The sequence below is a fragment of the Pseudomonas sp. 8 R 14 genome, assembly GCF_900005955.1.
GTDB classification, from domain to species: domain Bacteria; phylum Pseudomonadota; class Gammaproteobacteria; order Pseudomonadales; family Pseudomonadaceae; genus Aquipseudomonas; species Aquipseudomonas marginalis.
Genome location: NZ_CVTH01000035.1, coordinates 102,531 through 117,083 on the forward strand (window position 1 = coordinate 102,531; position 14,553 = coordinate 117,083).

Annotated in this window: 10 protein-coding genes; 8 read left to right on the forward strand and 2 right to left on the reverse strand. The window is 63.2% G+C overall.

Annotated elements, in window-relative coordinates:
- Nucleotides 1–174: 174 nt before the first annotated feature.
- Together narL and BFQ01_RS06430 are read right to left on the reverse strand one after the other, a co-directional pair.
- Nucleotides 175–822 (reverse strand): two-component system response regulator NarL, encoded by a 648-nt coding sequence (gene narL / locus BFQ01_RS06425; RefSeq protein ID WP_065924649.1) that lies wholly within the window; start codon nt 820–822, stop codon nt 175–177.
- Nucleotides 819–2,621 (reverse strand): HAMP domain-containing protein, encoded by a 1,803-nt coding sequence (locus tag BFQ01_RS06430; RefSeq protein WP_065924650.1) that lies wholly within the window; start codon nt 2,619–2,621, stop codon nt 819–821. The genes narL and BFQ01_RS06430 overlap by 4 nt, the downstream gene beginning before the upstream one ends.
- A gap of 310 nt (nt 2,622–2,931) precedes the next feature.
- Here BFQ01_RS06430 and BFQ01_RS06435 point away from each other — a divergent pair, with 310 nt between their 5' ends.
- From BFQ01_RS06435 to moaA, 8 genes are read left to right on the forward strand one after another with little or no spacing between them, the layout of a single operon-like run.
- Nucleotides 2,932–4,188 (forward strand): MFS transporter, encoded by a 1,257-nt coding sequence (locus BFQ01_RS06435; protein WP_141155276.1) that lies wholly within the window; start codon nt 2,932–2,934, stop codon nt 4,186–4,188.
- Between the two features lie 2 nt (nt 4,189–4,190).
- Nucleotides 4,191–5,588 (forward strand): NarK family nitrate/nitrite MFS transporter, encoded by a 1,398-nt coding sequence (locus BFQ01_RS06440; RefSeq protein WP_065924652.1) that lies wholly within the window; start codon nt 4,191–4,193, stop codon nt 5,586–5,588.
- A gap of 57 nt (nt 5,589–5,645) precedes the next feature.
- Entirely contained in the window at nt 5,646–9,419 is a 3,774-nt protein-coding gene (locus BFQ01_RS06445) for a nitrate reductase subunit alpha (protein WP_065924653.1), read from the forward strand.
- 1 nt (nt 9,420) lies between these two features.
- Complete coding sequence (narH, locus tag BFQ01_RS06450; RefSeq protein ID WP_027607174.1) at nt 9,421–10,959, forward strand: nitrate reductase subunit beta; 1,539 nt, start codon at nt 9,421–9,423, stop codon at nt 10,957–10,959.
- Between the two features lie 3 nt (nt 10,960–10,962).
- Nucleotides 10,963–11,718 carry a nitrate reductase molybdenum cofactor assembly chaperone gene (gene narJ, locus BFQ01_RS06455; RefSeq protein WP_065924654.1) on the forward strand — a complete coding sequence of 252 codons (756 nt, stop codon included), beginning with the start codon at nt 10,963–10,965 and terminating at the stop codon, nt 11,716–11,718.
- Nucleotides 11,711–12,391, forward strand: a complete 681-nt coding sequence (gene narI, locus BFQ01_RS06460) for a respiratory nitrate reductase subunit gamma (RefSeq protein WP_065924655.1) — start codon at nt 11,711–11,713, stop codon at nt 12,389–12,391. The genes narJ and narI overlap by 8 nt, the downstream gene beginning before the upstream one ends.
- A 10-nt stretch (nt 12,392–12,401) precedes the next feature.
- Nucleotides 12,402–13,328: a peptidylprolyl isomerase gene (locus BFQ01_RS06465; RefSeq protein WP_065924656.1), complete on the forward strand. Its 927-nt coding sequence runs from the start codon at nt 12,402–12,404 to the stop codon at nt 13,326–13,328.
- A gap of 1 nt (nt 13,329) precedes the next feature.
- Nucleotides 13,330–14,316 (forward strand): GTP 3',8-cyclase MoaA, encoded by a 987-nt coding sequence (moaA, locus tag BFQ01_RS06470; protein ID WP_065924657.1) that lies wholly within the window; start codon nt 13,330–13,332, stop codon nt 14,314–14,316.
- The last annotated feature ends 237 nt before the right edge of the window (nt 14,317–14,553 follow it).

Here is a 14,553-nt window from a genome sequence, read left to right on the forward strand (position 1 = left end):
CCTGTGGTGAGCGGGCTTGTCCCGCGCTGGGCTGCGTAGCAGCCCCAAAACCAGTGTCTACAGAGTGTCTGATACACCGCATTCTTCTGGACTGGGGCTGCTACGCAGCCCAGCGCGGGACAAGCCCGCTCACCACAACAGCCCTATCTGCCGCGCGTTCAGCCTCAAACAGCCTCACCCCGCCTGCCGCAAATGCTCCATCGCCCAGACCGCCGCTTCCACCCGCGACCGCAACCCCAGCTTATGCAGCAAATTCTTCACATGCACCTTCACCGTGCCCTCGGTAATCCCCAGCTTATGCCCGATCACCTTGTTGCTGTGCCCACTGGCAATCGTCCTCAGCACCTGGCGTTCGCGCTCGGTCAATTCCACTGCCCCATGGGGCTGCGGCGAGCGCAGGGCCTGGGCCAGTACGCGGGTCAGGCCGGGGCTGATCACCAACGCGCCATGCAACGCATCACGGATGTACTGGATCAACAACTCCGGCTCCATGTCCTTGAGCAGATAGCCATTGGCATCCAGGCGCAACGCATCACGAATATCGTCTTCAGCGTCGGACACGGTAAACAGCAACACCTTGCCGCCATAGTTCATGGCGCGCAGGCGGCGCAGGGTTTCCAGGCCGTTCATGTGCGGCATGTTGTTGTCCAGCAGCACCAGGTCCGGTTGCAGGGTGTCGATCTGGTCCAGGGCTTCCTGGCCGTTGCCGGCTTCGCCGACCACTTGCAGGTCGTCTTCCAGTTCAAGCATCTGGCGCATGCCGTGGCGCATCATCGGGTGATCGTCGACCAGCAGGATACGGTGGCGGGTGAGGGTGTTCATGAGGCGGTGCCTTGTAGGGAGTGGCCGAGAAATTCCGGTTGGAAACGCAATTGCACGCGGGTGCCCTGGGGCTCGCGGGGGCTGATGTCGAGGCGGCCATGCAGGCTGCGGGCGCGCTCGTCCATGATGGTCAGGCCGTGGTGTTCGCGGGTGTCGACCTCACCGCAGAAGCCCCGGCCGTCGTCCTCGATGCTCAGGCTCACGGTCTCGCCTTCCTGGCGCAGTTGCAGCCAGGCGTTTTGCGCATGGGCATGGCGCAGGCAATTGGACAGGGCCTCGCGGGTGACCTGCAACAAGTGGATCTGTTCGCTGGCCGACAGTTGGAAGGCCAGGGCGTCCACATGCAGGTGCACCTGGAACTCGCCACGCCGCGAGAACTCTTCGGCGGTCTCCTGCAGTTCCTGCACCAGCCCGGCATCGTGGATTTGCAGGCGGAAGGTGGTGAGCAATTCGCGCAGTTGGCGGTAGGCGTTGTTCAGGCCATCGCGCAGTTCGGCGGTGACGGTGGCCAGGGTTTCCACCGGTTCGCCACGGCGGATCAGGGTTTGCATGCGGCTGACCTGCAGCTTCATGTAGGACAGCGCCTGGGCCAGGGAATCGTGCAGTTCGCGGGCGATGATGGTGCGTTCGTCGAGCAGCAGCAGGCGGTGGTCCTGTTCACGCTGGCGCTTGAGCGACAGCGAGGTGCCGATCAGGTTGGCCAGGGCCTGGATCAGTTGTTTTTCCCAATCCTGGGGGGGATGGCCATCGTCGAAGTGGGCCTTGAGTTCGCCCAGTTCCGAGCCCTGGTTGCTGATGCTGAATACCTGGGGGAGCGCCACTTTGTGTTTTTGGCACGTTGCGCAATCACCGATGGCGCAGACGTTGCGGCTATCCCCTCCATTCAGGGAGAGCATCTGCTGGGCCGGCGCCAGGAAGTGCCCTTGCAGGCACAGCGACAGGCGCAACCCCGGCAGGCGTTTCTGGAAGCGCCGGATCAGTTCATCCAGGCCCTCGGCGTTCGCCAGGCGCGTGGCCAGGCTGCGGCTGCTCTGGTAAAGCAGCTCCAGGGCGGCGTTGGCTTGTTGCAGGTTGAGGGTTTTCTGCCGCACCTGGCTCTCCAGGGTGCGGTGGGAGTGTTCAATGGTCTCGGCCATGGCGTTGAAGCTCAGGGCCAATTGCCCCAGTTCATCCTCGGAGCGGTGATTGACCCGGGTCTTGAAGTCACCATCACGAAAGCGCCGGGTCGCGTGCACCAGTTCTTCCAGGGGGTTGACCACGCCGTACTGCAGTTCATACAGGCCGATCAGCAGGATGATCAGCGTGCTGAACAGCGCCAGGCCCTGGATGCCTTGCTGCCAGCCCTGTTTCTGTTCGCTGTGTTGTTGCAGGAGGCTGACGAATTGGTTCAGTTGCTCGACGAACCCCGGTGCGCTGGCCTGGAACAGCACCGCGTCGCCGCGTGCCAGCGCCGGGCGCAGATCGGTGTCCCAGCGCTGCTGGATCTGTTGGTAGCTCTGCAGCAGGGCGCTGCGCGGGCCGTCTTCGAGCACCGCCTTGAGCGATTGGCTGTCGAGGCGCCCTTGCAGGCTGTGGGTGATGGCGTCGATCTCGTCGGCAGGGGCCCCGGCGGCGAGTTTCCAGCTGAGGTGGTAGGTCTCCATGCGCACCGAGCCGGCGGTGTTGATGGCGGCCGCGTCGCCCTGGCTGAACCAGGCGATCAAGCCGGCGCTCAAGGAGCTGGCAAGGGCGAGAATGGCGATCAGGATTACCGCCAGGCCGGCGCGAGCGGGCAGGGAGCTGCGCAGCCAGTTAAACATGGCGGCGTGATCGAAGGGGGTTGAGAGCCTGCATGGCGGCACCTGCAAAGGGAAAAGGGCTGAAAAACCGCAATCCCTGGCGCACTACCTCTAAAGAATTGCCGGCCAACCCTCCCACGGGAAAATACCGGCACAAGAGACCAATCCATTGATAAATAAAGACTTTCTCTTGTTGTTAGGACTACCTCCTTAGAGGTATGTGGGGCCAGCATAGCCCCATACCCCCCAGGCGGACGTTGACCTGGGTCAAGTTCCACGGGGGTGCCGCCCCTAACCTGCGCCCATGAAATCACTTTCTGGAGCGCATACCGTGACTCAACCCCGTATGAGACAAGGCCTGGTGCTGGGCATGAGCACACTCGCCTTCACCGTCTGCTTTATGGTGTGGATGATGTTCGCCGTGTTGGGCGTACCCATCAAAGAGCTGCTGCAACTCAACGAAACCCAGTTCGGCCTGTTGGCCGCCACGCCGGTGTTGACCGGCTCCCTGGTACGCCTGCCCCTGGGCCTGCTGACTGACCGCTTCGGCGGGCGCATCGTGTTCTTCCTGTTGATGCTCGCCTGTGTGCTGCCGCTGTACCTGATCACCTACGCCACCGCCTATTGGCAGTTCCTGGTGCTGGGCCTGTTCGTCGGCCTGGCCGGCGGTTCGTTTTCGGTGGGCATCGCCTACGTGGCCAAGTGGTTCGACAAAGACAACCAGGGCTTTGCCATGGGCGTGTTCGGCGCCGGCAACGCGGGCGCCGCCGTCACCAAGTTTCTGGCCCCGGCGCTGATCGCCCTCGGCACCTGGCACCTGGTGCCCAAGGTGTTCGGCGCGATCCTGTTTATCACCGCGCTGCTGTTCTGGTTCCTCACCAGCGAAAACAAGGCCCACCGCAGTGCTGGCGGCGCCACCCTGCGCCAGCAGTTGCTGTGCCTGAAAGACCCGGCCGTGTGGCGCTACTGCCAGTACTACTCGATTGTGTTCGGCGGCTACGTGGCCCTGGCGCTGTGGATGACCAAATACTACGTGCAGGAATACGGCTTCAGCCTGCAAAGCGCCGCGCTGCTGGCCGCGTGTTTCTCCCTGCCCGGCGGCGTGCTGCGTGCGGTGGGCGGCTGGATGTCCGACCGCTGGGGTGCCCAGAGCGTGACCTGGTGGGTGCTGTGGGTGAGCTGGATCTGCCTGTTCCTGCTCAGCTACCCGCAGACCCAATTGCAGGTGCAGACCGTCAACGGTCCCCTGGATTTCCACATCGGCCTCAACGCCACCCTGTTCACCGTGCTGTTGTTTGTGATGGGCATCGCCTTCGCGTTCGGCAAGGCCTCGGTGTTCAAGTACATCGCCAATGACTACCCACAGAACATGGGCGCGGTGTCCGGCATCGTCGGCCTGGCCGGTGGCCTGGGCGGCTTTGTGCTGCCGATCCTGTTTGGCGCCCTGGTGGACCTCACCGGCGTGCGCTCGTCCTGCTTCATGTTGATGTACGGCGTGGTCTGGGTGTCCCTGACCTGGATGTACTTCAGCGAAATGCGCAAGCAACCGCTGTTGGGCAAAACCGCCCAACCTCTCCAAGGAGAATGAACATGTCCATCGCGCAAAAGCCCGGCTCGGGGCCGGTGATCCACGACTGGCGCCCTGAAGACCCGGCGTTCTGGGGCGCCAGCGGCAAGAAGACCGCGACCCGCAACCTATGGATCTCGATTCCCGCGCTGTTGCTGGCCTTCGCCGTGTGGATGGTGTGGAGCACGGTGATCGTGCGCCTGAACGCCATCGGCTTTACGTTCACCACCGACCAGTTGTTCTGGCTGGCGGCGTTGCCGGGCCTGTCCGGTGCCACCTTGCGGGTGTTCTACTCGTTCATGGTGCCGATCTTCGGCGGCCGCCGCTGGACCGCCCTGAGCACCGCGTCGCTGCTGCTGCCGTCGCTGTGGATGGGCTTTGCGGTGCAAGACCCCAACACCCCCTACAGCGTGTTTGTACTGATCGCGCTGCTGTGCGGTTTCGGCGGCGGCAACTTCGCCTCGAGCATGTCCAACATCAGCTTCTTCTACCCCAAGTCGCAGCAAGGCACGGCCCTGGGCCTGAACGCCGGCCTCGGCAACCTGGGGGTGTCGGTGATGCAGTTCTGCGTGCCGCTGGTGATCACGTTCGGCGTGTTCGGCCTGGTGGGCGGTCAACCGCAGACCTTGGCGGATGGCAGTCAACTCTGGCTGCAGAACGCCGGTTTCATCTGGGTGCCGTTTATCCTCACCGTCACCGTGGCGGCCTGGTTCGGCATGAATGACCTGTCCAGCGCCCGCGCTTCGTTCAGCGAGCAGGCGGTGATCTTCAAGCGCAAGCACAACTGGCTGATGTGCTGGTTGTACCTGGCCACCTTCGGCTCATTCATCGGCTTTTCGGCGGCGTTCCCGCTGCTGATCAAGACCTCGTTCCCCGATGTGGTGGCGCTGAAATTCGCCTTCCTCGGCCCGCTGGTCGGTGCCCTGGTACGCCCACTCGGCGGCTGGCTGGCGGACAAGCTGGGCGGCGCACGGGTGACCTTGTGGAACTTCGTGCTGATGATCGTGATGGTGTTCGGCGTGCTGCACTTTTTGCCGGTGAACGGGCAGGGCGGCAGCTTCTACGGTTTCCTCGGCATGTTCATGCTGCTGTTCATCACCACCGGCGTCGGCAATGGCTCCACCTTCCGCATGATCCCGGTGATCTTTCGCACCCAGCACGAGAAGGCCAGTGCCGGTAAATCCGCCGCCGAGCGCGAGCAGGCGATCAAGGATGCCGGCAAGGAATCCGCCGCCGTGCTGGGCTTCAGCTCGGCCATGGGTGCCTTCGGTGCGTTCTTCATTCCCAAGTCCTTCGGCACATCCATGGCCGCCACCGGCAGCCCGGCGATGGCCTTCTACATGTTTGTCGGTTTCTACCTGAGCTGCATTGTCGTGACCTGGTGGTGGTACGCCCGCAAAGGCTGCGCCACACCCTGCTGATCGACCACGAATTCGCGGGGCAACGCACCCCACGGCACGCCTGATGAGGAAAGCATCATGAGTCACTTACTGGATCAACTGCGGTTCTTCAACCGCAAGCAAAACGAATTCTCCGACGGTCACGGCGAGACCCGTAAGGAGTCCCGCGACTGGGAGAACGTCTACCGCTCGCGCTGGCAGTACGACAAGATCGTGCGCTCCACCCACGGCGTTAACTGCACCGGCTCGTGCTCGTGGAAGATCTACGTGAAGAACGGCCTGATCACCTGGGAAACCCAGCAGACCGACTACCCGCGCACCCGCAACGACCTGCCCAACCATGAGCCACGCGGCTGCCCACGGGGTGCCAGCTACAGCTGGTACATCTACAGCGCCAACCGCCTCAAGTACCCGAAGATCCGCAAGCCGCTGCTCAAGCTGTGGCGTGACGCGCGCCAGACCCTGTCGCCGGTGGAGGCGTGGGCGAGCATCGTCGAGGACAAGGTCAAGGCCGACTCGTACAAGAGCAAGCGCGGCATGGGCGGTTTCATTCGCTCGAACTGGGAAGAGGTCAACGAGATCATCGCCGCCTCCAACGTCTACACCATCAAGCAATACGGCCCGGACCGCATCGTCGGCTTCTCGCCGATCCCGGCCATGTCCATGGTCAGCTACGCGGCGGGTTCGCGTTACCTGTCGCTGATCGGCGGCGTGTGCCTGAGCTTCTACGATTGGTACTGCGACCTGCCACCGGCCTCGCCGATGGTGTGGGGCGAGCAGACCGACGTGCCGGAATCGGCCGACTGGTACAACTCCAACTACATCATCGCCTGGGGTTCCAACGTCCCGCAGACCCGTACCCCGGACGCACACTTCTTCACCGAGGTGCGCTACAAGGGCACCAAGACCGTGGCCATCACCCCCGACTACTCGGAAGTAGCCAAGCTCACCGACCTGTGGCTCAACCCCAAGCAGGGCACCGACGCCGCGTTGGCCCAGGCCTTCAACCATGTGATCTTCAAGGAATTTCACCTGGATAAACCGAGTGCCTACTTCACCGACTACGCCAAGCGCTTTACCGACTTGCCGGTGCTGGTGATGCTCAAGCCGATGACCGGGTTCGCCCCTGGCGCCGGCTTCCAGCCTGACCGCTTCCTGCGCGCCTCGGACCTCACCGGCAACCTCGGCCAGGACAACAACCCGGAATGGAAAACCATTGCCCTCGACGAGAGCGGTGAACTGGTGTCGCCACAAGGCTCCATCGGCTACCGCTGGGGCGAGAAAGGCAAGTGGAACATCCTCGCGAAGGAGGGCGGTGAAGGCCGCGCCATCGACCTCAAGCTCAGCCTGATCGGTGACGACGTCGCCGAAGTGGCCTTCCCGTATTTTGCCGGCGAAGCCCACGAGCACTTCCAGCACGTGGCTGGCGATGCCGTGCAGTTCCGCCGCGTGCCGGTGCACAGCGTGACCCTGGCCGACGGCAGCGTGGCCAAAGTGGCGACGGTGTTCGACTTGTCCGCCGCCAACCTGGCCATCGACCGTGGCCTGGGCGGCCAGAACGTGGCCAAGGACTACGACGACGCCAGCGTGCCGGGCACCCCGGCGTGGCAGGAAGCGATCACCGGCGTCAGCCGCGAGAAAGCCATCCAGATCGCCCGTGAGTTCGCCGACAACGCCGACAAGACCAAGGGCCGTTCGATGATCATCGTCGGCGCGGCGATGAACCACTGGTACCACATGGACATGAACTACCGCGGGCTGATCAATATGCTCATGCTCTGCGGTTGCGTCGGCCAGACCGGCGGCGGTTGGGCCCACTACGTCGGCCAGGAAAAACTGCGCCCGCAATGCGGCTGGCTGCCCCTGGCCTTTGGCCTCGACTGGAACCGCCCGCCACGCCAGATGAACGGCACCAGCTTCTTTTACGGGCACAGCTCGCAATGGCGCCACGAGAAGATGAGCATGCATGACGTGCTCTCGCCGCTGGCCGACAAATCGCAGTTCCCGGAACACGCCCTGGACTACAACATCCGCGCCGAACGCGCCGGCTGGTTGCCGAGTGCGCCACAGCTCAACACCAACCCGCTGCACATCTGCCGTGATGCGGCTGCCGCCGGCATGACGCCGAAAGACTACGTGGTCAAGTCCTGGCAGGACGGCAGCCTGCGCTTCGCCTGCGAACAGCCGGACAGCCCGGTGAACTTCCCGCGCAACATGTTTATCTGGCGCTCCAACCTGCTCGGTTCCTCGGGCAAGGGCCATGAGTACATGCTCAAGTACCTGTTGGGCACCAAGAACGGCGTGATGAACGAAGACATCGGCCACAGTACCGAATGCAAGCCCACCGAGGCCGAATGGGTCGAGGACGGCGCCATCGGCAAGCTCGACCTGGTGACCACCCTGGACTTCCGCATGTCCTCCACCTGCGTGTATTCCGACATCGTCTTGCCGACCGCCACCTGGTACGAAAAAGACGACATGAACACCTCGGACATGCACCCGTTCATTCACCCGTTGTCGGCGGCCATCGACCCGGCGTGGGAGTCGCGCTCCGACTGGGAAATCTACAAGGGCATCGCCAAGGCGTTCTCGGCCATGTCGGTCGGCCACCTGGGCGTGGAGCAAGACCTGGTCACCGTCCCGTTGATGCACGACAGCGTCGGCGAACTGGCCCAGCCGTTTGGCGGCACCGACTGGAAAAGCGCCGGTGTGACGCCGGTTCCTGGCAAGAACGCGCCGAACATGGCGGTGGTGGAGCGGGACTACCCGAACATCTACAAGCAGTTCTCGTCCCTGGGTCCGATGCTGGAAAAACTCGGCAACGGCGGCAAGGGCATCAACTGGAACACCGATGAAGAAGTCGAGTTCCTCGGCGAGCTGAACCATCACGAAAGCGCTGCGGGCATCAGCCACGGCCGGCCGAAAATCGACACGGCCATCGACGCCGCCGAAGTGATCCTGTCCCTGGCCCCGGAAACCAACGGCAAGGTCGCCTTGAAAGCCTGGGCCGCGCTGTCGGAATTCACCGGCATCGACCACAGCCACCTGGCGATCTCCAAGGCCCACGAAGCGATTCGCTTCCGCGACATCCAGGCGCAGCCGCGCAAGATCATCTCCAGCCCGACCTGGTCAGGCCTGGAAGACGAGCACGTGAGCTACAACGCCGGCTACACCAACGTGCATGAAAACATCCCATGGCGCACCATCACCGGCCGCCAGCAGTTCTACCAGGATCACCCGTGGATGCAGGCGTTCGGCGAGCAGTTGATGAGCTACCGGCCACCGGTCAACACCCGCACCATCGAAGGGGTGAAGGGCAAGCGCAGCAATGGCGAGACCGAGATTGTGCTGAACTGGATCACCCCGCACCAGAAGTGGGGCATCCACAGCACCTACAGCGACAACCTGCTGATGCTCACCCTGAGCCGTGGCGGACCGATCGTGTGGCTCTCGGAAATCGACGCCAAGCGTGCCGGCATCGAAGACAACGACTGGATCGAATGCTTCAACGTCAACGGTGCATTGACCGCCCGTGCGGTGGTCAGCCAGCGCGTCAAGGAAGGCATGGTGATGATGTACCACGCCCAGGAACGCATCGTGAACGTGCCGGGTTCGGAAACCACCAAGACCCGTGGCGGCCACCACAACTCGGTAACCCGCGTGGTGCTCAAGCCGACCCACATGATCGGCGGCTATGCCCAGCAGGCCTACGGTTTCAACTACTACGGCACGGTCGGTTGCAACCGCGATGAGTTTGTCGTGGTGCGCAAGATGGCCAAGGTCGACTGGCTCGATGGCTCCAGCGGCGATGATTTGCCGCGCCCATTGCCGACTGACATCGAGGAGAACTGAGATGAAAATTCGCTCACAGATCGGCATGGTCCTCAACCTGGACAAATGCATCGGCTGCCACACCTGTTCGATCACCTGCAAGAACGTGTGGACCAGCCGTGAAGGCATGGAATACGCCTGGTTCAACAACGTCGAGTCCAAGCCCGGCATCGGCTACCCCAAGGAGTGGGAGAACCAGGACAAGTGGAAGGGCGGCTGGGTGCGCAACGCCAACGGCTCGATCAACCCCCGCATCGGCGGCAAGTTCCGCGTGTTGGCGAACATCTTCGCCAACCCCGACCTGCCAAGCCTGGACGACTACTACGAGCCGTTCGACTTCGACTATCAGCACTTGCACACCGCGCCATTGGGCGAGCACCAGCCGACCGCACGCCCGCGTTCGCTGGTGTCCGGCAAGCGCATGGAAAAGATCGAGTGGGGCCCGAACTGGGAGGAAATCCTCGGCACCGAGTTCGCCAAGCGCCGCAAGGACAAGAACTTCGACCAGATCCAGGCCGACATTTATGGTGAGTACGAAAATACCTTCATGATGTACCTGCCGCGTCTGTGCGAGCACTGCCTCAACCCGGCGTGTGCGGCATCCTGCCCGAGCGGTGCGATCTACAAGCGTGAAGAAGACGGCATCGTGCTGATCGACCAGGAGAAATGCCGGGGCTGGCGCATGTGCATCAGCGGCTGCCCGTACAAGAAAATCTACTTCAACTGGAAGAGCGGCAAGTCCGAGAAGTGCATCTTCTGCTACCCGCGTATCGAAGCCGGTATGCCGACCGTGTGCGCCGAAACCTGCGTGGGTCGGATTCGCTACCTCGGTGTGCTGCTGTACGACGCCGACCGCATCAGCGAAGTGGCCAGCACCGCCAACGAGCAGGACCTGTACGAGAAGCAACTGGAAATCTTCCTCGACCCGAATGACCCGGCGGTGATTCGCCAGGCCCTGGCCGATGGCGTGCCGCAGTCGGTGATCGACTCGGCCCAGCGTTCGCCGGTGTACAAAATGGCCGTCGACTGGAAGTTGGCACTGCCGCTGCACCCGGAATACCGCACCTTGCCGATGGTCTGGTACGTGCCGCCGCTGTCGCCGATCCAGAACGCCGCCGCGGCCGGCACCGTGGGCATGAACGGGGTGATCCCGGATGTGGACAGCCTGCGTATTCCGCTGCGCTACCTGGCGAACATGCTCACCGCCGGCGATGAAAAACCGGTCAAGCGTGCACTCAAGCGCTTGTTGGCGATGCGCGCCTACAAACGCTCCCAGCAAGTCGATGGCGTACAGGACCTGCAAGTGCTCGAAGACGTCGGCCTGAGCGTTGAACAGGTGGAAGAGATGTACCGCTACCTGGCCATCGCCAACTACGAAGACCGCTTCGTGGTACCGAGCGCCCACCGTGAAGACGCCATGAGCGACGCGTTCGCCGAACGCTCCGGCTGTGGTTTCAGCTTCGGCAGCGGTTGCAGCGGCAGCTCCGACACCAACATGTTCGGCGCCAAGAAAGCCAACCGCCGTGACGTGCTGAAAACCGTCCAGATCTGGGAGGACTGAGCCATGCGCATTCTTAAAGTGATTTCGTTGCTGCTGGACTACCCCACTGAAACCTTGGTGAACGGTCGCGACGAACTGGAACAGGCGATTCTCGAATCCCGGGAAATCAGCCCCAAGCAGCGCGGTGCGTTGTTCGAGCTGCTGGAACTGATCTGCGCCAATGACCTGATGGACGGCCAGGAACACTACGGCGCGCTGTTTGGCCGGGGCCGTTCGCTGTCGCTGTTGTTGTTCGAACACGTGCACGGCGAGTCCCGCGACCGTGGCCAGGCCATGGTCGACATGATGGCCCAGTACGAAGAAGCCGGGTTTGCCATCGGCGTCAAGGAGCTGCCGGACTACATCCCGTTGTACCTGGAGTTCCTGTCCACCCGCGAAGACATCGAGGCCCGCGAGGGCCTGGCGGATGTGGCGCACCTGCTGGCCTTGCTCGCTGCGCGTCTGGACGAGCGTGAGAGCGGCTATGCCAGTTGCTTCCGTGCGCTGTTGCAGATTGCCGGCGCGGAGCCGCACCAGGCCGTGGCCGAACTGCGCGCCCAGGTCGCCGCCGAACCGCGGGACGACTCCCTCGAAGCCCTGGACAAAATCTGGGAAGAGGAGGCGGTGGACTTTATGCAGGCCGAGCAACAGGACCGCTGCAGTTCAATGCCGAGCGCTCCGGGCAAGGCCCGCGAAGAAAGCGCGGTGCCGTTGCACTGGGTGGATTTTCAGCAAGAAGGCCGGGCCGCAGCGCCCGCCGGGGAGGTGGGTAATGTCTAAGTGGAATTTGCTGGTATTCGGGGTGTACCCCTATGTGGCCCTGGCGATCTGCCTGTTGGGCAGTTGGGCGCGGTTCGACCTGTCGCAGTACACCTGGAAGGCCGGTTCCAGCCAGATGCTCAACAACCGGGGCATGCGCGTGGCGAGCAACTTCTTCCATATCGGCGTGCTGTTCGTGCTGGCCGGGCATTTTGTCGGTCTGCTGACCCCGGCGTCGGTTTACCACCATGTGATCAGCACTGAGAACAAGCAGTTGCTGGCGATGGTCTCGGGCGGCTTTTTCGGCCTGCTGTGCCTGGTGGGCTTGCTGATGCTGGTCAAGCGTCGCCTGGGCGATCCGCGCGTGCGGGCGACCTCGAGCCCGTCGGACATCCTGATCCTGTTGGTGCTGCTCGCGCAGTTGCTGCTGGGCCTGCTGACCATCGTCGCCTCCACCGGGCATATGGACGGCTCGGTGATGGTGATGCTCGCCGACTGGGCGCAGAACGTGGTGCTGTTGCGGCCGGTGGAAGCGGCCGAGTCGATTGCGCGGGTGTCGCTGATCTACAAGGCCCACGTGGCGCTGGGCTTGACCCTGTTTGTGCTGTTCCCGTTTACCCGCTTGGTGCACATGGTCAGCGCGCCGATCTGGTACCTGGGGCGTCGTTATCAAATCGTGCGGCAGAAGTACTGAGGAGAACGTCATGACTACAGGATGCGGATGTGGTGGCGGTAACGGCGGCAGCGGTGGTTGCGGCTCGTCGGCCAAGGAACCGGTGATGGCCGAGGCCGTGGCCCAGGCTTCTTTCGAGGAAATCAAGGCGCCGGAGTTGATCGCCAGCAGTGAACAGGAATGGCCGATCATCAGCGTCAACGGCGTGGCGGTCACGCCCGAGGCCATGGCCCTGGAGTTGCAATACCACCCGGCCGACGGCCGCGAGGAAGCGGTGTACCTGGCCGCCCGCGCGCTGGTGATCCGCGAGCTGTTGCAACAGCGGATCGCCGAGCTGGGCCTGGCGGTGGAAATCGCTGCCGGAGAGAACGAAGAAGAAGCCGCCACGCGTTTGCTGCTGGAGCGCGAGGTGACGGTGCCCGACTGCGACGAAGCCACCTGCGTGCGCTACTTCGAGAACAACCGTGGGCGCTTTCACAGCGCGCCGTTGCTGGCGGTGCGGCACATCCTGCTCGAGTGCGCGCCGGACGACGCCGAGGCGCGCCACCTGGCGCACACCCAGGCCGAAGTCCTGCTGCTGACGCTGGAAGAACATCCGGGCCAGTTTGCCGAACTGGCGCTCAAGTACTCGGCCTGCCCGTCCAAAGCACAGGGTGGTTCGCTGGGCCAGGTGAGCAAAGGCCAGACCGTGCCGGAGTTGGAGCGCCAGTTGTTCACCCTGGCCCCGGGCCTGGCCGCCAAGCCGCTGGAGAGCCGTTATGGCTGGCACGTGATCAGCGTCGACCAGCGTATCGAAGGCCAGCCGTTGCCGTATGAAGCGGTAGCCGTCGCGATTCGCACCCAGTTGCAGCAAGGGGTGTGGCAGAAGGCATTGGTGCAGTACCTGCAAACCCTGATCGGCGCGGCGGACATCCGCGGCATCGCGCTGCAGGGCGCCGACTCACCGTTGGTGCAGTGACATGAGCCTGGTGGATGGGGTGGGCCGTTCGATCGATTACCTGCGTTTGTCGGTGACCGACCGTTGCGATTTTCGCTGTGTGTACTGCATGGCGAAAAACATGACATTCCTGCCGCGCCAGCAGGTGTTGACCCTGGAAGAACTGCAACGCCTGGCCGCGCTGTTCGTGGGGCAGGGCGTGCGCAAGATCCGCCTCACCGGGGGCGAACCGCTGATTCGCCCGGGCATTGTCGGGCTGTGCCGCAACATCGCGGCACTGCCGGGCTTGCGTGAACTGGTGATGACCAGCAATGGCTCGCAGTTGGCGCGACTGGCGCGGCCATTGGTGGAGGCGGGGGTCAAGCGCATGAACATCAGCCTCGACAGCCTGGATGCGCAACGCTTTCGTGGGATCACTCGCAACGGTGATCTGCGCCAGGTGCTGGACGGTATCGAGGCCGCGCGGGATGCGGGGTTCGAGCGGGTCAAGCTCAACTGCGTGGTAATGAAGGGGCGCAACTTCGACGAGGTGCCGGCGTTGGTGCGGTACGCCATCGACCAGGGGATCGACATCAGTTTTATCGAGGAAATGCCCCTGGGGGACGTGGGGCGATCGCGGGGGGAGACGTTCTGCTCCAGCGATGAAGTACGGGCGGTGATTGCCCGTGAGCATGGGCTGATCGATAGCACCGAGAACAGCGGCGGGCCGGCGCGGTATGTGCGATTGGCGGGGCATCCTGGGACGCGGGTGGGGTTTATTTCGCCTAATTCCCATAATTTCTGTGGCAGTTGTAATCGGGTACGGATGACGGTGGAAGGGCAGTTGCTGTTGTGCCTGGGGCAGGAGGATGCGCTGGATTTTCGCGCGTTGTTACGGCGCTATCCGTTGGAGGATGGGCCGTTGGTCGAGGCGTTGCACAGGGGGTTGAAGGGCAAGCCGTTGCGGCATGATTTCAGTGGGGCGGGGGAGGTGCAGGTGGTGCGGTTTATGAATATGAGTGGGGGGTGAGGGGTGTGTGGGGTGGTGTGGTATTGAGTACATATCCGTTTCTTCGGTAACGGCTACTTAGGGTTCCGCTCTTACAGCGGGTCACTTTTGGAGGGACCCAAAAGTAACCAAAAGGTCCTCGCCCCAACACTCGGCACCTCGCCTAGGCTCGGTGTGCCCTCACTCCGGCTTTGGAGCGTGGGCCGCCGCGATGGGCCATCCATGGCCCAGCGCGGCTAACCCGGCGTCCTGCCGGGT